Origin of the sequence: Ligilactobacillus sp. MP3, from assembly GCF_024436335.1 — a bacterium.
GTDB classification, from domain to species: Bacteria; Bacillota; Bacilli; order Lactobacillales; family Lactobacillaceae; genus Ligilactobacillus; species Ligilactobacillus salivarius.
The window spans coordinates 69,034-87,547 of sequence record NZ_JANFQI010000007.1 but is presented as its reverse complement, the minus strand read 5'-3'; the positions used below and the strand labels follow the sequence as shown (position 1 = coordinate 87,547).

Here is an 18,514-nt window from a genome sequence, read left to right as displayed (position 1 = left end):
AAAAACATGAGGTACTTTTATTATGAGTAAAGTTGATGATATTGTTGTTTATCCTATAATTATTAGTTATGATCCAGACTCTACCGACTATCCTTATCTTGTAACTATTCCTGATATAGATGGAATGACACAAGGTAAAGATATAGCAGATGCAATAGCAATGGCAGAAGATTATATTGGTACATTTAGTCTTAATGAAACATTGCCACCTTCAAACTATAATCTACCTAAAGCTAACGATAATGATAAAGTTACTTTAGTTCGTGTTAATATCTCTGAATATAAGAGAAAGAATGATAATAAAGTCATCAAGAAAACTATTACCATACCTAATTATTTAAATGAATTAGGTAAGGAACATGGTATTAACTTCAGCGAATTAATGACTAATGCTTTAAAAGAAAAACTAAATATTTAAATAATTTTGCCGCCTTTCTTGGTGGCTTTTTTTATTAAACAAATAAGTCGCTTTCTATAGCTAAGAACGACTTGAATAGTTCACCCTTTTCATTGCTCATCAACAACTTATATAATCTATCTGATGAAAGCTCTCATCTACTCCAATCAGTTCATTAATCTTTTGAATATCTATCAATTACTACCACCTTTTAATTTGATTTTGCTGATATCTCTACTGTACTTACGCTTACGTTTGACTGGATATTTCTTGTAATGTTTCTCTAACTCACGTAACATTTTCAGTTCTTCATAAGTTTGTACCTTTCCAAAATCTTTACTATCTTTCATAAGCTTTTCTCCAAAATAAAAAGCCAGTCTGGCTAGACTGACTATTATTCCTTTAAGAGGTTTATTTAAAAATTATAAAAACTAAGTAGTAATAAGTTTTAACTCTCGGAGTCTATAAAGCGACCAACCTAACTTATTCCTGCTACACTATCATAATAGCTCACATATGTTCCGTTAAAAGTCCGTTAAAAGTCCGCAAAATGTCCGCTTTTATAAATATGTAAATCTGGACAATCTGGCTGCACTTCTAATCTGTCAGCAAATTCATTTAGTGCACTCATCTTAATCTCAAGATATCGTGTCTTTTCATAGTTTAAACTCTGCATAATTTGCCAATCATACATATCATCTAAATATTTGCTAATTAGAATTTGTTTATGTATCAACTTACAACTATTCATCGCTTTACCAATTCCAATTAGTATACGTTTAGCGATGTATGATCTTGAATCAAAATGACTTACTAGCATTTCTTCACTCGTATTTTTACCACTTGGTGATTTTGGCATATCATCAATTATCGGCGAATGTAAAAATGATGGTGTTTCATTTGCCATTCGCAATAGTTTATCTAAATCTTGGGTAAGGAATCTTCTTACATTCTTCGCCGTTTGAACTTCATCAATCGGTTCAAAGAGTTCCATGTAATCCATTTTTACACTCTCCTTAATATGCTATAATAATTTTGGCTTATGTATTATGCACGTTTCTTAAGGATCGTGCTTTTTATTATTTGCCTAAGAATAACAACAAAAATGCTACAGATACAACAATTACTCCGATAATACCAACAATATCCTTTGAATTTTCATAGTTATCTTTATCGTTAAAAATAACAAACATATAACTCAAAGTAATGTAAATTAAGCATATAGTCATTATTCCTCTTGCAATATATCCATTTAATAACATCTTCATGTCTCCTTGATTTTATTCAATACCGCTATAAACTTTACGAGCGTATTTATATCTAATATCCTTAAGTTCTTTTTGGCGGTTTCTCCAAATACGTTTATTTTGAGATAGATTAAACTTTTCTCTTCGAATAGCAGGTCTATTTAATTTCATCCCTACATCTTCTTTTCTAATCGTGTATGTCTCATGATCATCTACATCAAATACTAATACTGTATTATCCATCTCTCTAATTGTTTCTACTTCTCTATGTCCGTTTCCATATATATCTTCAACATTAAAATATACTTTTCCCATAGTATTTCTCCTAAAAATTATCATCATGAATGTTAGCTATCACAGATACTTTAACTTGTGTTTCTGCTGCGTCGTGGCTTTTAGCTCGTACAATCATGTTTCTAATTACACTACCAACAGTGTATTCCACCAAATATAATTTCATCTAATCAATCCTTTCTCTTATATTTCTACAGCTAATACCTTGCTTTGCTATTAGTTTTCCTACTTCATCAGCTAGTTCTAATGCTGTCTCTGTATTTGTTCTAAGCGGTCTATGTTTAGCCATTACTTCGATCATCTCATCAATCATATATTTACACTCTTTCTCAACGCTCTTTAGATCTTGTGTCTCTTGATCATCAAATACATGTAAGGTATCAAATCCGATAACTTTAACTTTTGATGATCCATCTCTAACGTATCCTTTAAACGTTATACCACCATGAACTATTAGCTCGTCTTCATCGCCATCTTTCCAACTCTTAGGTAACTCAGCATAACCACTTAAAGCTCCAAATAGACTTGGAATGATAAAGTATTTATATCCTTTGTACGCCCCTATCTTTGCAGGCATCGTTTCATTTGTTCCCAAATATTGCATAAATAATTACTCCCTTAATCAAAATCGCTTGGCATTATATCAAATAAACCAAGTTGATTTCCTAAAACATCAAATTTTACTTCATAAGTATTAGGTTCTAAATATCTAAGCACTACTTTCTTTGTGCCTTTTTTAGAACCTTCATTAGTATGATATGTTAACTTTAGAAAATTGATTAGCTTCTCTTCTTCGTCGATATACAATTTCATGTTGTCCATATCATCATCAGTAAATTCTATCCTGTATTTTTTAGCCATGATTTCACTCCTAACGTTTTATTTGTTATACCGGTATAAAGCCTTGCTATGCTCTCAATACATACGACCATCTCAAATCATGTGGATGCAAGGCGATGTTACAGTTACACACGAAGAATATAATGCACGGAGGTCTAACTCCTTCCAAATTTATTTGTAACTGTAACGTGTATTTAAAATTAGTAGGGTTCGGTAGTAATAATTGCCAAATTACTGCGATATAAAATGTAATAACGGAAAGGAAAACTTCACCTACCTTTTCAATAAATTTTGTTGTTTGCAGCTCATCAGTAATATCACTACCTATGACTCAGCATCCTTTGACAGATACTAAGCCTGTACTGTTTATGTCGTTATTTGTGAGATCCTGATTTACGTTGTTGTGAATGTATAACGTTCAAATAAGCATAAGCCAATATCTAACAGTTTTAAGACTTGTTAAGGTCAAATTATTTGTTATTAAAATACGTTTATTTCTGCATAAACCAAAGTATCATCATCTTCTTTTACATCCTCAGCTAATTCTTCAAGCGTGTCATATCTTCCGATAATGTTATTTTTGCTTAGGCAAACAAGTGTATATCCAGCATTGGTATCAACCGTTGCTATAAGATATAAGTCATCTTCATTTCTGAAAACATTTCCCACTTGGTAGATATCTTCTGGTTTTTCATCGTTAAAATTAATCTTCATTACTTACTTGTTGCCTCCTTCTAAATCAATTCCTAAAATCAAAGATAGTAGTATTAATTTATCTTTATCATCTAAACTTTCAATAATGTTATATATGGTATTCAATGCATCTTTTCTAGTTCCAAAAGCATTGATAGCTGTTCCGACGTCTTTGCTTAAAGCTATTAATCCTGCTCTATATCCTGAATTTTTTAAAATTGTAGATATTTCTTCTGCTTGCTTCTGCATTTCTTTTGCTTCTTCTGAACTCATATTTTCACCTACATTCAAAGTATTAAAAATCAATAGTTCGTACGCTTTTTTTATTGCTGATTTATTGCCGAAAATAGCAACGAAGGCTATTTTAGCAACCTTTTTATCGATTATTTATTGTCGATTTCATCAAACTTTTCATCTGAAACGTACACGTATATTACTGTTCCGCCAAATTTTTCGGCAATATCTTTAGCAGATTCGTATATTTTAAATACATAAGCTTCACTCAAACAATCAGAAATTGTATGAGTACCAAATACACTTCCATTTGATGTTAAATAGCATTTGCCGATTTTTACGATATATCCCATTGACTTAATCTTCATTTTATTTCTCCTTCCAAATCAATACCTAGTATCATAGCCAGAAGTATTAATTTGTCTTTATTATTCATCTTTCTACCTCATCAAATTCAGGAGCATTTGCTATATATCCAATAAAATTCGGATTATCTATTCTGAAATTTGCTATACCTTTTCGCTTTCTTAATTCATTAAAATAACGGACTTTAAGCCATTTATCATCAATTTCAACTGTTAAAACTTGGTTAAAACACTTTGGTTGCGTATCTTTTAAAAGGACTGTTACACTTACTTCTTCATCTGAACTCATCTCAAAAATTCCCATCATTTTACTCCTCCTGCTAATTGCTTAGTCATTTTGTTTTTTCTCCTACTCGTATTTGAATATTATTTCTTTTCCATCTTCACTCAGATAAGCAAAGATATGATATCCTTTAAGATATTCAAGTACCTCTAATGACAACAAACGTGTAAAGTCTACTGTTTCTCTTTTCACAGTGATATCATAGATAGCTTTACCATCTTCAAGATTTTTAGCCTTTTCTATCATTTCATCTATTACACCTGTTATTTTGTTGGCAGTTTCTTTGTTGTCTTTTGCGATAGCGGCTGCCTCAAACATTGGTATCATATTGAGCATGTAGTTAAGTCTTATATTTTGATATTCGTGTGTGGTTTCTGAGTTCCATGTCGATTTAAAACGTACTATCATTTTCTTAGTAGGTTCGGTTGCACCTGCTCTAATATCAACTCTATAACCAAATGCTGTCAGCCACTTATAAATGTCATTAGAATAGATTTTTGGAATGATAAAATCTGTTTCATATAAACCCATTTCAGCTGTGTTTCTAATCCTATTGCTGATGTCAGAAAGTATCGAGAGCTCAATATTTTTTAAACTCATAATTCAATCTCCTATCTTTACTTAATATGCGTTTTTAATGTATCTGAGTTAATTTAAGTTTGAGATCTAACTGGTTAAATTCAAATACTAAATTGCTAAATTCATCTTTAAATTCATTAAACTCTTTGAACTTAAATTGATTCGACAATCTATTTTCTAAATCATCTTCAATTGCATTTAACATTACTGTTAATACATCCATTTTGCATGACCATTCTGCTAACTTAGCTTGCTTTTGCTCTTTCGTTAGTTCTTCAAACAAATCCTCAATATTTTCATTCATACCATATACCTCAATCCCACTTGTAATTGATTCTCTTTAAATGCTTACCTATTATGTTAATAATCTTTCCAAGATCATCTAAATCATGTATATCCAAGTAGTTATCGTCTGAAATCTCAAATAGGTCTACATATTTGTGTCTAATCGTAAATAATTTATCAGAATAAAAAATTCTTACTTCCCATAATTTAGATTCATCAAAATCAACATCGTAATCATAGTTGTTGTTTTCATCTACAACTTCAATCCTTATATTTTCATTTTCGTAATCAATAGCGTATTCCTTTCTAGGTTCTGACAGCATCGCTTTAATGTTTTTACTTCTATTCATCATCAAGTCCATACCTTTCGCTTATTTTCTTACGAAGATCATGCATACCACGTTTATACTCATATTCTTGTCTGATTTTTAATCCTTTAATAAAGCCTGCTAGATAGTCACTATCCCAATATCTAGCTCGATTTTTTATCTTTTGTCTTGGCGATTGCTTTCTAATCATGCTAATTTAGTTCCTCCCAAGTTTTAAAATGTTTGGCGATGATTCCAATAACTTTAGTAATCACATCTAAGTTTTCGTACTTAACTGTATTAGCTTTGAATGTGCATTTACCTATAAAGTTTGGGAAAACTGAAACTGCATCGCCGTTGTATATGACTTGAACTTCGTCAATATCATTTTCATTAAAATCTGGCTCTGATTCATCATCGTAAATCTTGCCATTATCATCAATTACAAATACGTATAGTCCGTAATTGATACGATCATAAATGTTTGGAAATGTGTCTTCCAGTTCTTTCACCAATGCTTTTGTTTTAGTGTTATCTTTCATTTGCACTTACCCCTTAATTGCCATATTTTTCTAAAATCATTTGTAAACCAATAGCCCATAACCTTTCCCGATAGCTAGCTACTTTACCTGCTGAATAAATTTCATTATCTAATAGAAAATCTATGACATCTTCATTCGCTATACCATCTTTTGTGAATGCACCATCGCCATATATATCCCAACCTGCCATAGCTTCTTCAATAAATTCATCTTCCGTATAGCCAAGTTCTTTTAAAGTCTCATCATCTACATATTCTTGAAGGAAATCACGTAAATCTTCTTCAGCAATATCGCTATCAGTCATACCATCATCAGAATTTGCTTCTGCTTTACTTTTGAAGTATGAAAAATGCTTGGAATACTCAGCTATATCTTGCCAGGTGTTCTTAGCGTGCCAATAAAAAATCGCACTGCCTAAATCACCAGAAATATGTAGTTCTCCTTCTTTCTCGTTGACTATGTATCTAACTCTGCAATTGCTACTACCGTTAGCATTGTGCCATTCGATAAATACCCAATCTTCAAAATGTTTAAAATCTGCTATAAAGTTCTTAAACGTTTTTCTTAATTCTTCATCAGTTTCTATCATTTTCGTTACTCCTTATCTGAAACATAGATTTTTCTGATTGTCCCACCTAAATCAGATGCAACTCTTTCTGCGATGTCCAATTCATTTTCGTCATATATTTCCGCTTGTTGTGGCTTTTTCACTATGTTAATTGAATTTTGAATTCTACCATTTAGGTAATAATTTCCAAGCTTGATAACATATCCGATAAATTCAACTTCTGTCATCTCTTATATCCCCTTCTACAATCGTTACAAATCGATTTATTACAAATGTCCTTTTCTCAATCCCAGTGAACATTCAATAATTCAGCTACTTCTTGATTTTTAGGTAACTCAATTACTTCTGAAAAGCCTAAATAATTATCTGTATCATTCCTAATAAAAAATGCTCTAGTAGCTTTCCTCGATAAACAATCACACTGAGTTATTGAACCGTTCATTCCACGAATTGCCATATTGAAGATTAAGAATGGCAATGCACGGTCAGAAAGTTCTTCTGCTTGATACCAATACACTCGTGGGTCATAGGTAAAGATTGGAGATGTTAAGAACTTAATTAGTGGATTATCAGTATCAGGCCTTTTATACAACGGATTCTTCAATCTATCATTCCACCATTTAGCGATTAGCATTGAGCCAGTACCTGCTGCAGGCTCGTAATAAGTACTCTTGTCTTTCCCAACTAATTGATTAACTAAATTAGAAATTGAAGTAGGTGTAAAATCTTGTTTCTTTGATTTTCTTTCAGCTTGTTCATCGCCAAAATATTCTTGAAACCATTCATAACTCATATCAGTTTCGATTTCTAAAAATTTTTCAAACGTTTCTTTACGCTTTTTAGGATCTAACATTAAATCCATCATTTTTGTTGGAGCTTTAAAAGCGTCGTCTATTTCTAAAATTCCATTAACTGTTTTTACATCAAATTTCATTATTTGCTCCCCTTAAACTATTAGTTTTTTTCACAATAAATACATTTCCTATTCGGAGTTAATAACAGTGAATTAAATTTTATTTGATTTGTATTACCACAAGTCTTACATTTTATGTTGATTTTTGTTGAATTTTCTAAAACGTAATCATCAGCCGTCATTTCAAAATTAGGGTTATTTGCTTGAATTTCCTTGAATTTTAGCCTATCGTTTTGTATCTTGCATCCTTTACATTGCCTATCTTTATTTATCCATAAAGATTGTAATCTTAGATTTTCGGAAAACCCACAAGCCTTACACTTCAAATTGATTATTGATGATTTACTCATGTTTTCATCGTCAGTAGTCATTTCAAAATTAGGATTTATTGATTTTATTTGTTCAAATCTATCTATCCAAAAATTTTCCGTTCTTGAAGGCATGATTTTAAAATCTGGATCTTTACCCTTTATTGGTTCTCTAAATTTTGTCATATCTTAGAAACACTCCTCATAATTTGTTGATTATCTCTAACCCTTTCCGTTTCCAGTCTATGAATATAAACTTCTCTAGTTACCGAATCGTCAACGTGACCTAACCTTTCAGCAACAGCACGACTATCAATACCTTGACTAACTAAATAAGTAGCATGCTCATGTCTTAATCCATGCAAAGTTATAACTGGAACTCCTGCGTATTTACAAGTTTGTTCTAGTTTGTTATTAAGTGATGAATTATATTGGAATCCTTTAATTGATCCAAAGATACTCTCATCTTTATCAGCACCTTTAGCATTTATCCAAAACAAATACAATACCATCTCATCTACTGGAATTGTTCTAATCGAATATTTATTTTTAGTGCTTTTAAATCTTCTTGAAAAGTTTTCATCATAAGCACCTTTCTTATAATCCAAAGTCTTGTTAATAGATATTGTTTTCTTCTCAAAATCAATATCTTCTAATGTTATTCCTAAAATTTCAGCGTATCTCAACCCTGTTTTTAACAGAATCAAAAAGAAATGAGCATAAGATGAATTCAAATGTTTTAAGGTATCTACTAACTTTTTCATGTCATCAAGTTCCATGAATTTAGGTTTCTTCTTATTGGTTACTACACCTTTAGGAATTTGAGCGTCATAAGTAACATCTCTATCTGTTAATCCGTCAACGTTATAAGCTCTCTTTAAAGCCCAAGCTAATTGACGGTGAAAATCTGTTATAGTAGCTTTCTCATGAGTCTTACCAAACTTATTTAAGATTTGTTGATAATCATTTGCGTTCATGTCCTGTAAATACAAGTCAGGACAAATTTTCTTCAAGTGTCTGTGAGTTAAACAATATTTGTTATACGTTCTTTCTCCTACTTGATTCAATTTATACGTGTCTACCAAGTTTATAAAATAATCAGTAAATAATATTTTCTTCCTTCTGCCCAAACTAATCACTTCCTAAATTCTTAGTTATCCTTTTAATCTTTTGATCTAGTTCAATCTGAGCTACTCTAACTTTGAATAATTCTGGCGATTCTGAACGTAAGCTTTTAATGTTCATTGCACCGTTCACACTCTTTTTAACACAAACCAAATTGTTAATATCAAAGTTTTCTTTATTTCCATCTAAAAATGCGATTATACAATCCTTAGGAACTGATCCATTGTGTTTTTCCCAAATTAATACATGCTTTAATTTCCATCTATCATATCTAGAACCATCCATTTTTACTTTAACCATCACATATCCATGCATTTTAAATTCACTACCTAAAGGTTTTTCATTATGAACACTATGTCCTTTTTTGAACCAATATTTTTTAGATTCAGGACTTACTAAAATACCATTATGAATATTACGTTGATAGCATGCATTTTTCATAGCATCCACAGTCCAAACAAAATCAGGGAATTCTTTTTGAAATAACTCAAATACTTCTTTCCACGGTCTACCTGGAACATTGACTTTTAACCAATTAATTATCTCTTGATTCAATCTTTTTGACATGCTTTGACTCCAATACATCAGGTGTTTCTATATCTCCAGTTATATCAGCTCTTAATTTCATAACTCTATATGATAAATCAGCACTTTGAATAAGTTTATCTGATACATTACTGATAGCTTTAGCTCGTTTTAATTCTTCGTCTAGATTCAAGCTACCATCATTCAACCTTTCAAGTTGTTCGAATAATATATTGTTTAAATCTTCCATTTTGTTTCTAACCATTCCATATACCTCATTTAAGACTATTCTTACACTTCGAATAATTAAGCGAGTAACACTACTCCAGTTCCTTCTAATCGCTCTTCTAAATATTTAGCAATGGTCTTGATAGCTTCAACTCTCCATAAACCACCATCGCCTTCAAAGATTGCACCACGTGGCCCACTTTGCATTCTAAAGATGAACTTGCTTTCTGGTTGCTCAACTTCAACGAACGTTCTGTATGGTGCAAGTATTACTGGATTAGGAACTTTAATATTTTCAGCGGTAGCAATTCCAGATTTGATTGTCACTGCTTGACTGATACCATCATCGCCAGTGCTACGAACATTATCTTCTTTAAGGTTTCCAACCACCTTAAGCAAGATGTCCCTATCATCAGTCTTTACAAATTGTGATTGTAAGGCGATGTTAAATGACTCGATATCCATGTATGAGTCAAAAGCAAATTCTGGAACAATTGCAGTTGCTACTGCTAACAATTCACGATCCCCATTAGGTTGTAACTTACCTTTCAATTCGACCAACTTTTCATCAACTACATGCAAGATTAAGTCATCAAAACCATCAATGTTTGACTTGATGTAATCAACCAAACCAGATAAAGTATTTAATCTGATTGGCTCTTTAGCTTTATAAATTACTGGTTCAACCAATACTGGCTCGCCATCTTTGTTGATAATATAATTCTGGCCATTAATTTTTAATTGTCGTTCTTCAGGTTCAATACCTTGTTCCATCAAATAATCTAGTGCTTCTCTTGTTAAATCCATCGCTCTAACCTCTCTTTTCTTGTAAATCTATGATCTTATTGCTCTTTTTCTCAACATCTTCAACCTTTTCTCCAGTATCTGTTCTTACATCGCCTTTATCATCGATATAAGTTTGACCCTTAACTCCAGACTTAAGTTCACTAGCTGCAATCATTCCTGTATTTAAATCACGTCCAGTCATGATTTTAGTTGTAATTGGTGCTGCAGGAGCTAACTTACTAGAAACATTAATTGACGCTTTAACTTCGTCATAGTCTGCATCTGGAACAAAGTCCACTTTGACGATTAAGCTACGTTTCTTTGTTGGATCTGCATTTGGATCATTAATATTGTTAAAGATGTCGCTCAACTCACGCTCGATTAGTTCCTTACCTGCACCTTCTGCCAATGAATCAATACTGAAATTAATCTTTACTTTTGCCATCGTTATTACCTTCCTTTACTACGTTATTTAGAAATTTAACAAACTTGTTGATACCCGCTAGATGCTTGCTTGTATCAAAGCATCGCATTGAGTCAATTTTTGGACTATATAAAGCAACTAAGTCATCTTCGAATAAGTCCCCTTTATTTGCGATGAACTGTTTCAATCCATAAGTATCATCACTGAATTTAACTGCTGTATACTTAGCATCAAATGGCCACTCGTTTATAACTACTCGTTCCATGCTCTAACCTACTTTCACATAATCATTTTTCAAATCAGATGGAATCACTGGCATTGGTGGTCTAACATCTGACAAGCTCACCAACACTAGATATCTATCATGGTGTTCACTTACCATGTATTGAACACCATCTTTATCAACTAACTTGTCATATCGCTTAATAAATTGACCTTTAGCGTCTTTGAATTCTGCAATTCTTTTCTTCATTAGGACATCCTCCTCAACATCTCATCAATTTCAGCTTCTGCCTTAGCTTTCTCAGCCCTAGACATAATTGAATTTGATGGTTGTTTCTTACCTGCATTCTTAGCCCAATCTGGTAATTTCTCTTTTTGAATTAGTTGTCGCTGATTATTATTTCGTTTAGGCGGTTCGAAGTTGTATTCATTTTCCCACCCAGCGTTACCAAACCAAGTAGCACCATGCTGAATGAAGTTAGTTTGAGTGCCTTGAACTCGAATTTCTTTGTTATAGTTCTCAATACCCCTTTTAATCGTTTCATCGCTAGTGCCATTCTTAACTGCTCGCTCATAGTACTTACGAGCCTTTTGTTTACCAACTTTTCTTGGATATAGATTCCATAGTTTTTCAAATCTATCATCCAGCTCTTTTTTAGTTGGTTTATGAATTGAATGATGTTCCTTAGATACAGATTTTTCAGAAGTAACTTGATCGTTTTCGTCAGAAAATGATCGTATATTATTATCTTTCTCTTTATCTATCTCTTTATCTATATCTAAGTTACGGTTCGTTTCATCGGTGTTACATTGTAACGCTTTTTGTTCATTAGCAATTGCTTTTTGGCGTTCGCGATATGCTCGAACTCTGCGAGCTGATGCACTTTCCGAGCCTACTAAGTCTGCAGTCACATCTTCTGTAAATTTAAAAGATGCATCATCAGCGAATTCAATCAATCGTTTTTGTTTTAAGAATGCTAAAACGAACTCAACGTTAATTGTTTCTTCATCTAGTACCAAAGCAATTTCTTCAGCGAAACTATCGCCTACACCTGAATAATAGATATAACCATTATTCTCAAGTGATAACAAAATCATCTCAAGGTAGATGACTGCATATGTGTCACCCCCTGATGGTTTACGTAACATTTTTACGACTGGACTTTTCCAGAAATCCATCTGAAGTTTGATCCAGAAGTATCTTTTTTCAGCCATTTTGATTCAGCTCCCTTTGTTTCTTTTGTTCTCTATATTCCTTATCGAATTCATCCATTTGTTTCTGACTCATAAGCTTTAAGCTTAGAATACTTTTGTCGCTTAGCTTAATACCATGAAAGTGGTATTTGTCAGCGAAAGCTTTAGCTCCGATGTTGTGAAATTCACTGTGATGTTTAAAGCACAACATCTCTAGCCTGTGATTTCTATGATCGATATGGTTACGATTGTTTCCCATACCGACCGTATCTTCGTGATTTATCTGTAGTTCCTGTCTTGATCCACAAACAGTACACTGTCTATGCACCAAACAAAGAAATACACGACGCTCTGCATCGATTGTGTTTTCCATTGCTTTTGAATCGAATGGAATATCATATCGAAAGCAAAACTCAATCACAAAACGAATGAATTGTGTTGCCAGTTCTTTAGTGCAATTGCTCAGTGAAAAATCTTGCTTTATATTGTATGAAAATTTGAATTTTAAGCGATTTTTGACTTCTTGTTCTTCATACCCTGTATATTCTGAAATATCACGAAACAAGGCATAAATTTTCTTTCTCTGAGCATTCGAAATCATGTTATGATCTGCGGGCGATGCATTGAATTTAAGATGACCTTTTCTAAGATCTCTCTTAAATGCATCAAGATCATCGATTTCAAATTGCACTTTGGAACCAACTATTTTATTAAATTTAAGTTCATAATTATCCATCGTCATACCTACCATAGATACTTTCTAACTTTTTCAAGAATTCATATTGCTCCTGTTCTAAGTGCGGAACAGTGAACAATATGTTAATATGTATATAGAGTTGTATAGACTCCATACTCTTTAAGTTAGTAATATTTCTGATTATTTCTTTTTGATAATCGGAACTCATATTGATAGGTGTTGCAGCACCTATCTTTTTTATTTCTGTCACTTTTAGTCATTTCCTTTCGCATAATCATAAACTTCCTTATACTTGAGCTTTCGCAATCTTCTCCATCGCTTTCCTTCAAATGGTATAAAGAATAGTTTTAAGCTATCATCTTTTGGGATAGCTAAAAATGCTATGTCATCTTCTACTTGATGTTTCTTTTTTATTCGTTTGTTCATCTTCATCCCCCCAATCAAAGAATGTTCCATTTTCAAGGGCTTCGAGCATTGGATACAACATGAGGCCTAATAAGATACCTACTACAAGTATTGATAAACTAATCATTTCAATTCCCCCTTATCTTTAATTGAACCTGTAACAGCCATCGCTGCCAAACTCCAAAAAATAAATGCAAAGCCGATATACCAATGATTTGTACCGAAAGTATAACCACTGATGAAAATTCCTAACAAACTGCTAAATTGAATAAATATTTTATTATCTATCATTATTTTTTCCCTTTCTTTTCCATGCTCTATATAAATCAACACACCCTGCGTACGCTATGCATAGCAGGATACCGTAAATACTCCACATTTACTTGTCCCTCCAATTCACAAAAATATCTTTTAACCAGCTAACACCTACGAAAATTACCACATAGGCGATGCAAGCTAGTCCTACTGCTAAAATAGGTTCCATTAACTTCCCTCCTAATTTTTTGCTAACATCTTCTTTTTTACTTTCTCTATTTATTCTTTAAAAACTTATCTAAATCTTCAGCTCTGAACTGAACAACCCCACCAGCTGTTAGTTCGATATCCTGAAGATTTTTATTCCTTTTTCGCCATCTCCAAAATGTTTGTGGAGATACACCACAGTGTTGAGCTGCTTCTGTTATGTTTAACAACTTCTGCTTGTTGCTTTTTCTTTCAAGCTTTCTAACCACCCTTTCAGCAATTCTTTCAATATCATCATCTGAAAGATCATATTTATAAGTAGCTGTTACAATCATCTATACCACCTACCTTAAATAATCTCAGCCAATTGCTGTCTCATTCATCTTCATGAACTTATTGATGAAATATTGTTGTCCTTTACCAGTAACTTTTGTTGTTTTACTGATAGACACTGAACCATTACTATGTGTAATAGTTGACTCTTTAATTTTGAACAACCCTAAGTTCATACTTCTTTGAGTTGGCATATTGTAGTCCGTTCCTTTACGGCTGATAAGATAGCCGTTGCTTCTCAGCCATTGGAACAAACGATTAGCTCCAATATTTATTCCGTTACCTCGTAAAATCTTAGCTAACTCACCAATCAATATTGTTGTGTGACTTGCTGCAACACTGTCAGCAAATAATGCTTTAGGTTGCATCTTCTCATTCTCTAGTTTTAATTGTTCAACTTTCTTATTAGCGATTTCTAAAGCTCGCTTCATGACCATTTCAGGACTATTCCAAGCCTGTTCCACTTTGATGAAATAATCTCTGATTTCGTATCCCTTATCAGTTCCACTCATCATGGCGATGTGCTTAGCCATCTCGATAGTCAAAGCATAGTCTTGTAATTTCTTAGTTCCACCATATTGATTTTGCTGTGTAGTTGTAACTACGGAGCTAAAATCTATATTTTCTCTAAAGTGTTTAAAATTTTGCTTTGCCCATTGACTGAACCTTGTTTTCACACCTAATATCTCATGTAAATCTCTAGCTGATACAACTTGCATATCTTCTTTTGTTTTTACTTTAATTATTTCTGTCATTATCATTTCCTCCTAAGTTTCTTTTAAGACACTAAATCAGCAAAAAAAATTTCGTTAACAGTTTTTCCACTGATTTCTAAAATTTTTGCCATAGCTTTTATTTCATCAGCTTTAAATGGCCTTTCATCTCTTAGTCCTTTATAAAAAGTAGACTTCGACATTCGAACTCCACTTTCATTCACCTCTTCAATCAATGTTCCAACTTGAATTCCTTTGCTTTTGATAAGCCCTAGCAACTTATCTTTTTCCATCTTCATTCCTCCCTTTACACATTAGTTTCCTTTAGGACACTTTTAATTAAATCATATTAAAAATAGTATGTCAATAATTTTTGTATCTTTTATGACACTTTTTTATTGCTTTTCTTAAAAATGTTTATTTTACGACACTTTATTGTTATAATTAATACTAAAGTTTACATAGTAAATTTTTTAAAGGTGGTGTTTTTATGAATTTAAAAGAAAGGCGAAAGGAATTAAACTTAACGCTCGAAGATGTAGGAAACTATGTTGGTGTTGGTAAATCTACTGTTAGAAAGTGGGAAAATGGTGATATCGCAAATATGAAAAGAGATAAGATTGTATCTCTTGCTAAAATTTTAAAGATAGATCCACTAGATATAATTGACCCAGCTAGAGAATTAACTGATGATAGCAATTCTTATATTAAAGATGTTGTATCAAATATGCATAAGTTATCTATTAATAGGCAACAGAAAGTAAAAATCTATACTGATAATCAATTAAAAGAACAATTGAGTAGTAAAAATAAAATTAATCCTATTAATGAAAATTCTTATACAATCAATGTCTTAGGTGCAGTTTCTGCAGGTACTGGTGAATGGTTAACAGATGAGCAACACGAAGAAATAACTGTTAATAATGAGCCACCAATGCATGATTTTGCCTTACGTGTTAATGGTGATTCAATGATTCCACTATTTTCTGATGGTCAAATTATCTATGTTAATAAAATTGATGACTTAGATATGGTTAGAAATGAACAGATCGTTATTGCCGAATTGAATGGTGATGCTTATGTCAAGAAAATCGTTTTTGATAACAACAGACAAAGTTGTCAGCTGATTTCCTTAAATAAAGAGTATCATCCTATTGATGTCACTTCTGATGATGATTTCAAAATATTTGGAGTAGTAGTTATATAAAATTATGACCAATATGTGATGTCTTTAAAAGCTCTAGTTATATGTATTTCAGGAGGAAAAATATGGATTTATTTGTATCGATTTTAGGTTTATTAGGAATTATTGTTCTGGCAGTTGGACTCATATGGTTGATTGTTAATCTTGTGAGAAAAAAACCTTTAAGAGTTCCAGGTATTATTTCGGCAGCTGGCGCTTTATTATTTATCGTTTGTTCATTTGCTATCTCAGTAATAGATCAACAACAAAATAATACAACTGAAAGTACTACATATTCCACAGAATCTACTGAATCACTAGAAAGTTCTGAGAGTGAATCGGTTAAATCTAAAGTTTATGGTTTAAATGAACAATATAAAAATGACATGTATGGTTTAAAGATTACACAAGCTGATCAAAACTTTGATGCCCATGGTATGAGTTTAGTAAATAGCGATATTCCAACTCTTAAAGTATCTCAACAAAACGGAGTGCAAATTACTGTAGATTATGAAAATATAGACTCTTCAGAAGATTTCTTACCATCAATTTGGAATTTTAAAGTTTATGATGATGACGGAAAAACTGGAGAAATTATAAATCAACAAGAGGGACAAGATGAAGTTTCTAAAGGACATACTGGAACTACACATTTTTGGGTTAATCTTCAAAAACCATATGCAGATACTAAGTACATTGAGATTGAGTATGGCGATATTCAATTTAAAATCAATTTAAATCATTAATTAATAACCCGCCGAAATCGACGGGTTTAAACTCAAGAAAGGATATGATTGTTATTGTTAAACCAAGACAAAATATTAAATATATCAAATGATTCTCAATATTGGTTAGTTCGTGCTGGCAATAACGCTGAATTTTATGAAGATTTTCAATATAACAATTTTATTGCTGTAGGAAATAACAATATCTCACTTTCAGATTTAAAAAATATAAATTCTTATTATCGAGTTAATGAAGATATTTTAGAAAATCAATACAAGGAAATCTTTTTTAAAAACTTTCTCTCAAATTACAATAGCAATGAAAATAATAAAAATAAAGATAGACTTACAAGACAAAATGAATTAGCCAGTTTAAAAAGAAGTAGTAGTATAGCAGCTAGTAAAGTTTTTAATTTTGTTGAGAAAATGGTTGTTGGCGATTTTGTTATACTACCTGATCAAGGTAGCTCAAAGTTTTTACTAGGCTTTATATTAAGTGATGCCTTTGATGAAGAAATTAATCATGTCAATCAAGAAACTATTTTTGATGAAATGTCTGACCCTGGTTATACTATTTCAAACTTTCAAAAGAAAAGAAGAGTATTTTGGATTAAAGAGTTTATGCAAAAAGACTTACCAGATAAATTATCATGGATTCGCCAAACAAGACAATCTATCTATAATTTAACCCCTTATGCAGAACAAATAAATCCGTTAATATCTGCTAATTATATCTATAATGGAGAACTACATTGTCGAATAGGCGTTACGACTAATAAACAAGTAAGTTCAAAAGACTTATTTGAATTTCAAAAATTAATTGTAGAACTAGCAGAAGAAAAGTCGAATGAAATCCACCAAAAAACTAATATACAATCTCCAGGTTTCATTTTACTACAAACAGTTTTAGATAATTGGGAATCATTAGCATTAATTACAGCATGTATTTTTGGTGATGTAGCTATTTCGAAATCAAATTTTTCTATTAAAATAACTGGTATTGTTCCATATTTTATAAATAGAAAATTTAAAAAATCATTGCAAAACGAGCAACTTCGCAGTGTTAAAATAAAGAACGATCGTGAAGAAACTCAATTAAAAAAGGAACAGCTTGAGCTAAAGCACCTAGAACTTAAATTATCAGAAACAGATGTACAAAAAATTCAAGGCCTCAAGCTTACTAATTCCGAGGTAGGAAACGAAATTCCAGTCGAAATGCAAATAGATAATTTGTCTGATATTGCGGACTTATCCGAAATAAAAAAAGCACCAGAAGAAAAATAATTTTTTGTGAAATATGTGACCAACTTAATAGAATGCTAACTATTGCAAAGACAGTAATAAAACCAAATAATACCTGTATTAAGGAAATAATGCTTTTTTTCATTTTCCCACTACCTTTTCTACTTAAATAACTTGAATTGAAAAATGCATCGCGCTACAACAAAACTTTTAACGCTTAGTCCTACTAAATATAAAAAAGGTATTCCCCACCTTCCACGATCATTTTACCACATTGAGAATGTGGCTTTATGCTCGTGAAAGGCGGTGAATACCATGGAAAATATCATCTTAATTTTAATTTTACTATATTTACTAAAGTCTGACAAGGACTAAGCGTTAAGGGGGGCGCCGT

At 32.0% G+C, this 18,514-nt stretch carries 39 protein-coding genes; 4 read left to right on the top strand and 35 right to left on the bottom strand.

Annotation, left to right across the window (positions count from 1 at the left end):
• Nucleotides 1-22 precede the first annotated feature (22 nt).
• Entirely contained in the window at nt 23-418 is a 396-nt protein-coding gene (locus NOU10_RS06680; protein WP_160993437.1) for a type II toxin-antitoxin system HicB family antitoxin, read from the top strand.
• A 173-nt stretch (nt 419-591) separates the two neighbouring features.
• Here the strand turns inward: NOU10_RS06680 and NOU10_RS06675 are convergent, their stop codons facing one another.
• The 35 genes from NOU10_RS06675 to NOU10_RS06505 all read right to left on the bottom strand — a co-directional run bounded on the left by NOU10_RS06675 (nt 592) and on the right by NOU10_RS06505 (nt 15,263).
• Nucleotides 592-747, bottom strand: coding sequence for a hypothetical protein (locus NOU10_RS06675; RefSeq protein WP_255906375.1), 156 nt, complete (start codon nt 745-747; stop codon nt 592-594).
• 185 nt (nt 748-932) lie between these two features.
• Nucleotides 933-1,400: an ArpU family phage packaging/lysis transcriptional regulator gene (locus NOU10_RS06670; RefSeq protein WP_255906374.1), complete on the bottom strand. Its 468-nt coding sequence runs from the start codon at nt 1,398-1,400 to the stop codon at nt 933-935.
• Between the two features lie 76 nt (nt 1,401-1,476).
• Nucleotides 1,477-1,659: a hypothetical protein gene (locus NOU10_RS06665; protein ID WP_255906373.1), complete on the bottom strand. Its 183-nt coding sequence runs from the start codon at nt 1,657-1,659 to the stop codon at nt 1,477-1,479.
• An 18-nt stretch (nt 1,660-1,677) separates the two neighbouring features.
• Nucleotides 1,678-1,959 (bottom strand): hypothetical protein, encoded by a 282-nt coding sequence (locus tag NOU10_RS06660; RefSeq protein ID WP_255906372.1) that lies wholly within the window; start codon nt 1,957-1,959, stop codon nt 1,678-1,680.
• A gap of 10 nt (nt 1,960-1,969) precedes the next feature.
• Entirely contained in the window at nt 1,970-2,104 is a 135-nt protein-coding gene (locus NOU10_RS06655) for a hypothetical protein (protein ID WP_255906371.1), read from the bottom strand.
• A complete protein-coding gene (locus NOU10_RS06650; protein WP_255906370.1) occupies nt 2,105-2,542 on the bottom strand; it encodes a hypothetical protein in 438 nt (145 codons plus the stop codon).
• Between the two features lie 14 nt (nt 2,543-2,556).
• Nucleotides 2,557-2,799, bottom strand: a complete 243-nt coding sequence (locus NOU10_RS06645) for a hypothetical protein (protein WP_255906369.1) — start codon at nt 2,797-2,799, stop codon at nt 2,557-2,559.
• A gap of 459 nt (nt 2,800-3,258) precedes the next feature.
• Nucleotides 3,259-3,492: a hypothetical protein gene (locus NOU10_RS06640; protein ID WP_255906368.1), complete on the bottom strand. Its 234-nt coding sequence runs from the start codon at nt 3,490-3,492 to the stop codon at nt 3,259-3,261.
• Nucleotides 3,493-3,495: 3 nt separating this feature from the next.
• Entirely contained in the window at nt 3,496-3,744 is a 249-nt protein-coding gene (locus tag NOU10_RS06635; protein WP_255906367.1) for a hypothetical protein, read from the bottom strand.
• Nucleotides 3,745-3,854: 110 nt separating this feature from the next.
• Nucleotides 3,855-4,073: a hypothetical protein gene (locus NOU10_RS06630; protein WP_255906366.1), complete on the bottom strand. Its 219-nt coding sequence runs from the start codon at nt 4,071-4,073 to the stop codon at nt 3,855-3,857.
• A gap of 64 nt (nt 4,074-4,137) precedes the next feature.
• A complete protein-coding gene (locus NOU10_RS06625; protein ID WP_255906365.1) occupies nt 4,138-4,377 on the bottom strand; it encodes a hypothetical protein in 240 nt (79 codons plus the stop codon).
• A gap of 42 nt (nt 4,378-4,419) precedes the next feature.
• Nucleotides 4,420-4,953, bottom strand: a complete 534-nt coding sequence (locus NOU10_RS06620; protein ID WP_255906364.1) for a hypothetical protein — start codon at nt 4,951-4,953, stop codon at nt 4,420-4,422.
• Nucleotides 4,954-4,987: 34 nt separating this feature from the next.
• A complete protein-coding gene (locus NOU10_RS06615) occupies nt 4,988-5,236 on the bottom strand; it encodes a hypothetical protein (RefSeq protein ID WP_255906363.1) in 249 nt (82 codons plus the stop codon).
• 10 nt (nt 5,237-5,246) lie between these two features.
• Nucleotides 5,247-5,570 carry a hypothetical protein gene (locus NOU10_RS06610; RefSeq protein ID WP_255906362.1) on the bottom strand — a complete coding sequence of 108 codons (324 nt, stop codon included), beginning with the start codon at nt 5,568-5,570 and terminating at the stop codon, nt 5,247-5,249.
• The gene (locus tag NOU10_RS06605) at nt 5,560-5,736 is read right to left on the bottom strand and encodes a hypothetical protein (protein WP_255906361.1); all 177 of its coding nucleotides are present in this window, start codon (nt 5,734-5,736) and stop codon (nt 5,560-5,562) included. The genes NOU10_RS06610 and NOU10_RS06605 overlap by 11 nt, the downstream gene beginning before the upstream one ends.
• A 1-nt stretch (nt 5,737) precedes the next feature.
• Nucleotides 5,738-6,067, bottom strand: a complete 330-nt coding sequence (locus tag NOU10_RS06600) for a hypothetical protein (RefSeq protein WP_255906360.1) — start codon at nt 6,065-6,067, stop codon at nt 5,738-5,740.
• A gap of 13 nt (nt 6,068-6,080) precedes the next feature.
• Nucleotides 6,081-6,656: a hypothetical protein gene (locus tag NOU10_RS06595; RefSeq protein ID WP_255906359.1), complete on the bottom strand. Its 576-nt coding sequence runs from the start codon at nt 6,654-6,656 to the stop codon at nt 6,081-6,083.
• Between the two features lie 5 nt (nt 6,657-6,661).
• Nucleotides 6,662-6,862, bottom strand: coding sequence for a hypothetical protein (locus NOU10_RS06590; RefSeq protein ID WP_255906358.1), 201 nt, complete (start codon nt 6,860-6,862; stop codon nt 6,662-6,664).
• 56 nt (nt 6,863-6,918) lie between these two features.
• Entirely contained in the window at nt 6,919-7,569 is a 651-nt protein-coding gene (locus NOU10_RS06585; RefSeq protein WP_255906357.1) for an N-6 DNA methylase, read from the bottom strand.
• Nucleotides 7,570-7,589: 20 nt separating this feature from the next.
• Nucleotides 7,590-8,042: a hypothetical protein gene (locus tag NOU10_RS06580; protein WP_255906356.1), complete on the bottom strand. Its 453-nt coding sequence runs from the start codon at nt 8,040-8,042 to the stop codon at nt 7,590-7,592.
• A complete protein-coding gene (locus tag NOU10_RS06575; RefSeq protein ID WP_255906355.1) occupies nt 8,039-8,995 on the bottom strand; it encodes a site-specific integrase in 957 nt (318 codons plus the stop codon). Before NOU10_RS06575 ends, NOU10_RS06580 begins: the two co-directional genes overlap by 4 nt.
• On the bottom strand, nt 8,988-9,548 hold the full coding sequence (locus NOU10_RS06570) for an HNH endonuclease signature motif containing protein (RefSeq protein WP_255906354.1): 561 nt from the start codon (nt 9,546-9,548) through the stop codon (nt 8,988-8,990). Before NOU10_RS06570 ends, NOU10_RS06575 begins: the two co-directional genes overlap by 8 nt.
• Nucleotides 9,517-9,771 (bottom strand): hypothetical protein, encoded by a 255-nt coding sequence (locus NOU10_RS06565; RefSeq protein WP_255906353.1) that lies wholly within the window; start codon nt 9,769-9,771, stop codon nt 9,517-9,519. The genes NOU10_RS06570 and NOU10_RS06565 overlap by 32 nt, the downstream gene beginning before the upstream one ends.
• Before the next feature lie 41 nt (nt 9,772-9,812).
• Nucleotides 9,813-10,541 (bottom strand): hypothetical protein, encoded by a 729-nt coding sequence (locus NOU10_RS06560; protein ID WP_255906352.1) that lies wholly within the window; start codon nt 10,539-10,541, stop codon nt 9,813-9,815.
• A gap of 4 nt (nt 10,542-10,545) precedes the next feature.
• Nucleotides 10,546-10,965, bottom strand: coding sequence for a replication terminator protein (locus tag NOU10_RS06555; RefSeq protein ID WP_255906351.1), 420 nt, complete (start codon nt 10,963-10,965; stop codon nt 10,546-10,548).
• Nucleotides 10,946-11,209, bottom strand: a complete 264-nt coding sequence (locus NOU10_RS06550) for a hypothetical protein (RefSeq protein ID WP_255906349.1) — start codon at nt 11,207-11,209, stop codon at nt 10,946-10,948. Before NOU10_RS06550 ends, NOU10_RS06555 begins: the two co-directional genes overlap by 20 nt.
• A 3-nt stretch (nt 11,210-11,212) precedes the next feature.
• Nucleotides 11,213-11,416, bottom strand: a complete 204-nt coding sequence (locus tag NOU10_RS06545) for a hypothetical protein (protein WP_255906348.1) — start codon at nt 11,414-11,416, stop codon at nt 11,213-11,215.
• Nucleotides 11,416-12,381 carry a phage replisome organizer N-terminal domain-containing protein gene (locus NOU10_RS06540; protein WP_255906347.1) on the bottom strand — a complete coding sequence of 322 codons (966 nt, stop codon included), beginning with the start codon at nt 12,379-12,381 and terminating at the stop codon, nt 11,416-11,418. The genes NOU10_RS06545 and NOU10_RS06540 overlap by 1 nt, the downstream gene beginning before the upstream one ends.
• On the bottom strand, nt 12,374-13,096 hold the full coding sequence (locus tag NOU10_RS06535; protein WP_255906346.1) for a putative HNHc nuclease: 723 nt from the start codon (nt 13,094-13,096) through the stop codon (nt 12,374-12,376). The genes NOU10_RS06540 and NOU10_RS06535 overlap by 8 nt, the downstream gene beginning before the upstream one ends.
• A 213-nt stretch (nt 13,097-13,309) precedes the next feature.
• Nucleotides 13,310-13,483, bottom strand: a complete 174-nt coding sequence (locus tag NOU10_RS06530; protein WP_158082849.1) for a hypothetical protein — start codon at nt 13,481-13,483, stop codon at nt 13,310-13,312.
• A complete protein-coding gene (locus NOU10_RS06525) occupies nt 13,443-13,589 on the bottom strand; it encodes a hypothetical protein (protein WP_255906345.1) in 147 nt (48 codons plus the stop codon). Before NOU10_RS06525 ends, NOU10_RS06530 begins: the two co-directional genes overlap by 41 nt.
• Nucleotides 13,586-13,753, bottom strand: a complete 168-nt coding sequence (locus NOU10_RS06520) for a hypothetical protein (RefSeq protein ID WP_255906344.1) — start codon at nt 13,751-13,753, stop codon at nt 13,586-13,588. The genes NOU10_RS06525 and NOU10_RS06520 overlap by 4 nt, the downstream gene beginning before the upstream one ends.
• A 239-nt stretch (nt 13,754-13,992) precedes the next feature.
• On the bottom strand, nt 13,993-14,259 hold the full coding sequence (locus NOU10_RS06515) for a helix-turn-helix domain-containing protein (protein ID WP_193524313.1): 267 nt from the start codon (nt 14,257-14,259) through the stop codon (nt 13,993-13,995).
• Nucleotides 14,260-14,283: 24 nt separating this feature from the next.
• The gene (locus tag NOU10_RS06510) at nt 14,284-15,012 is read right to left on the bottom strand and encodes a phage antirepressor KilAC domain-containing protein (RefSeq protein ID WP_255906343.1); all 729 of its coding nucleotides are present in this window, start codon (nt 15,010-15,012) and stop codon (nt 14,284-14,286) included.
• Nucleotides 15,013-15,035: 23 nt separating this feature from the next.
• Nucleotides 15,036-15,263, bottom strand: a complete 228-nt coding sequence (locus tag NOU10_RS06505; RefSeq protein ID WP_099459799.1) for a hypothetical protein — start codon at nt 15,261-15,263, stop codon at nt 15,036-15,038.
• Nucleotides 15,264-15,460: 197 nt separating this feature from the next.
• Here NOU10_RS06505 and NOU10_RS06500 point away from each other — a divergent pair, with 197 nt between their 5' ends.
• From NOU10_RS06500 to NOU10_RS06490, 3 genes are all read left to right on the top strand, one after another.
• A complete protein-coding gene (locus NOU10_RS06500) occupies nt 15,461-16,177 on the top strand; it encodes a S24 family peptidase (RefSeq protein WP_255906342.1) in 717 nt (238 codons plus the stop codon).
• 62 nt (nt 16,178-16,239) lie between these two features.
• Entirely contained in the window at nt 16,240-16,899 is a 660-nt protein-coding gene (locus NOU10_RS06495; protein WP_255906340.1) for a hypothetical protein, read from the top strand.
• A 54-nt stretch (nt 16,900-16,953) separates the two neighbouring features.
• Nucleotides 16,954-18,162: a hypothetical protein gene (locus NOU10_RS06490; RefSeq protein WP_255906339.1), complete on the top strand. Its 1,209-nt coding sequence runs from the start codon at nt 16,954-16,956 to the stop codon at nt 18,160-18,162.
• Nucleotides 18,163-18,514 lie beyond the last annotated feature (352 nt).

Bases quoted from the DNA above. Each gene is read 5' to 3' on its own strand.
- NOU10_RS06680 (WP_160993437.1), top strand. From the start codon at position 23: ATGAGTAAAGTTGATGATATTGTTGTTTATCCTATAATTATTAGTTAT.
- NOU10_RS06675 (WP_255906375.1), bottom strand. From the start codon at position 747: ATGAAAGATAGTAAAGATTTTGGAAAGGTACAAACTTATGAAGAACTG.
- NOU10_RS06670 (WP_255906374.1), bottom strand. From the start codon at position 1,400: ATGGATTACATGGAACTCTTTGAACCGATTGATGAAGTTCAAACGGCG.
- NOU10_RS06665 (WP_255906373.1), bottom strand. From the start codon at position 1,659: ATGTTATTAAATGGATATATTGCAAGAGGAATAATGACTATATGCTTA.
- NOU10_RS06660 (WP_255906372.1), bottom strand. From the start codon at position 1,959: ATGGGAAAAGTATATTTTAATGTTGAAGATATATATGGAAACGGACAT.
- NOU10_RS06655 (WP_255906371.1), bottom strand. From the start codon at position 2,104: ATGAAATTATATTTGGTGGAATACACTGTTGGTAGTGTAATTAGAAAC.
- NOU10_RS06650 (WP_255906370.1), bottom strand. From the start codon at position 2,542: ATGCAATATTTGGGAACAAATGAAACGATGCCTGCAAAGATAGGGGCG.
- NOU10_RS06645 (WP_255906369.1), bottom strand. From the start codon at position 2,799: ATGGCTAAAAAATACAGGATAGAATTTACTGATGATGATATGGACAAC.
- NOU10_RS06640 (WP_255906368.1), bottom strand. From the start codon at position 3,492: ATGAAGATTAATTTTAACGATGAAAAACCAGAAGATATCTACCAAGTG.
- NOU10_RS06635 (WP_255906367.1), bottom strand. From the start codon at position 3,744: ATGAGTTCAGAAGAAGCAAAAGAAATGCAGAAGCAAGCAGAAGAAATA.
- NOU10_RS06630 (WP_255906366.1), bottom strand. From the start codon at position 4,073: ATGAAGATTAAGTCAATGGGATATATCGTAAAAATCGGCAAATGCTAT.
- NOU10_RS06625 (WP_255906365.1), bottom strand. From the start codon at position 4,377: ATGATGGGAATTTTTGAGATGAGTTCAGATGAAGAAGTAAGTGTAACA.
- NOU10_RS06620 (WP_255906364.1), bottom strand. From the start codon at position 4,953: ATGAGTTTAAAAAATATTGAGCTCTCGATACTTTCTGACATCAGCAAT.
- NOU10_RS06615 (WP_255906363.1), bottom strand. From the start codon at position 5,236: ATGAATGAAAATATTGAGGATTTGTTTGAAGAACTAACGAAAGAGCAA.
- NOU10_RS06610 (WP_255906362.1), bottom strand. From the start codon at position 5,570: ATGATGAATAGAAGTAAAAACATTAAAGCGATGCTGTCAGAACCTAGA.
- NOU10_RS06605 (WP_255906361.1), bottom strand. From the start codon at position 5,736: ATGATTAGAAAGCAATCGCCAAGACAAAAGATAAAAAATCGAGCTAGA.
- NOU10_RS06600 (WP_255906360.1), bottom strand. From the start codon at position 6,067: ATGAAAGATAACACTAAAACAAAAGCATTGGTGAAAGAACTGGAAGAC.
- NOU10_RS06595 (WP_255906359.1), bottom strand. From the start codon at position 6,656: ATGATAGAAACTGATGAAGAATTAAGAAAAACGTTTAAGAACTTTATA.
- NOU10_RS06590 (WP_255906358.1), bottom strand. From the start codon at position 6,862: ATGACAGAAGTTGAATTTATCGGATATGTTATCAAGCTTGGAAATTAT.
- NOU10_RS06585 (WP_255906357.1), bottom strand. From the start codon at position 7,569: ATGAAATTTGATGTAAAAACAGTTAATGGAATTTTAGAAATAGACGAC.
- NOU10_RS06580 (WP_255906356.1), bottom strand. From the start codon at position 8,042: ATGACAAAATTTAGAGAACCAATAAAGGGTAAAGATCCAGATTTTAAA.
- NOU10_RS06570 (WP_255906354.1), bottom strand. From the start codon at position 9,548: ATGTCAAAAAGATTGAATCAAGAGATAATTAATTGGTTAAAAGTCAAT.
- NOU10_RS06565 (WP_255906353.1), bottom strand. From the start codon at position 9,771: ATGGTTAGAAACAAAATGGAAGATTTAAACAATATATTATTCGAACAA.
- NOU10_RS06560 (WP_255906352.1), bottom strand. From the start codon at position 10,541: ATGGATTTAACAAGAGAAGCACTAGATTATTTGATGGAACAAGGTATT.
- NOU10_RS06555 (WP_255906351.1), bottom strand. From the start codon at position 10,965: ATGGCAAAAGTAAAGATTAATTTCAGTATTGATTCATTGGCAGAAGGT.
- NOU10_RS06550 (WP_255906349.1), bottom strand. From the start codon at position 11,209: ATGGAACGAGTAGTTATAAACGAGTGGCCATTTGATGCTAAGTATACA.
- NOU10_RS06545 (WP_255906348.1), bottom strand. From the start codon at position 11,416: ATGAAGAAAAGAATTGCAGAATTCAAAGACGCTAAAGGTCAATTTATT.
- NOU10_RS06540 (WP_255906347.1), bottom strand. From the start codon at position 12,381: ATGGCTGAAAAAAGATACTTCTGGATCAAACTTCAGATGGATTTCTGG.
- NOU10_RS06535 (WP_255906346.1), bottom strand. From the start codon at position 13,096: ATGGATAATTATGAACTTAAATTTAATAAAATAGTTGGTTCCAAAGTG.
- NOU10_RS06530 (WP_158082849.1), bottom strand. From the start codon at position 13,483: ATGAACAAACGAATAAAAAAGAAACATCAAGTAGAAGATGACATAGCA.
- NOU10_RS06525 (WP_255906345.1), bottom strand. From the start codon at position 13,589: ATGATTAGTTTATCAATACTTGTAGTAGGTATCTTATTAGGCCTCATG.
- NOU10_RS06520 (WP_255906344.1), bottom strand. From the start codon at position 13,753: ATGATAGATAATAAAATATTTATTCAATTTAGCAGTTTGTTAGGAATT.
- NOU10_RS06515 (WP_193524313.1), bottom strand. From the start codon at position 14,259: ATGATTGTAACAGCTACTTATAAATATGATCTTTCAGATGATGATATT.
- NOU10_RS06510 (WP_255906343.1), bottom strand. From the start codon at position 15,012: ATGACAGAAATAATTAAAGTAAAAACAAAAGAAGATATGCAAGTTGTA.
- NOU10_RS06505 (WP_099459799.1), bottom strand. From the start codon at position 15,263: ATGGAAAAAGATAAGTTGCTAGGGCTTATCAAAAGCAAAGGAATTCAA.
- NOU10_RS06500 (WP_255906342.1), top strand. From the start codon at position 15,461: ATGAATTTAAAAGAAAGGCGAAAGGAATTAAACTTAACGCTCGAAGAT.
- NOU10_RS06495 (WP_255906340.1), top strand. From the start codon at position 16,240: ATGGATTTATTTGTATCGATTTTAGGTTTATTAGGAATTATTGTTCTG.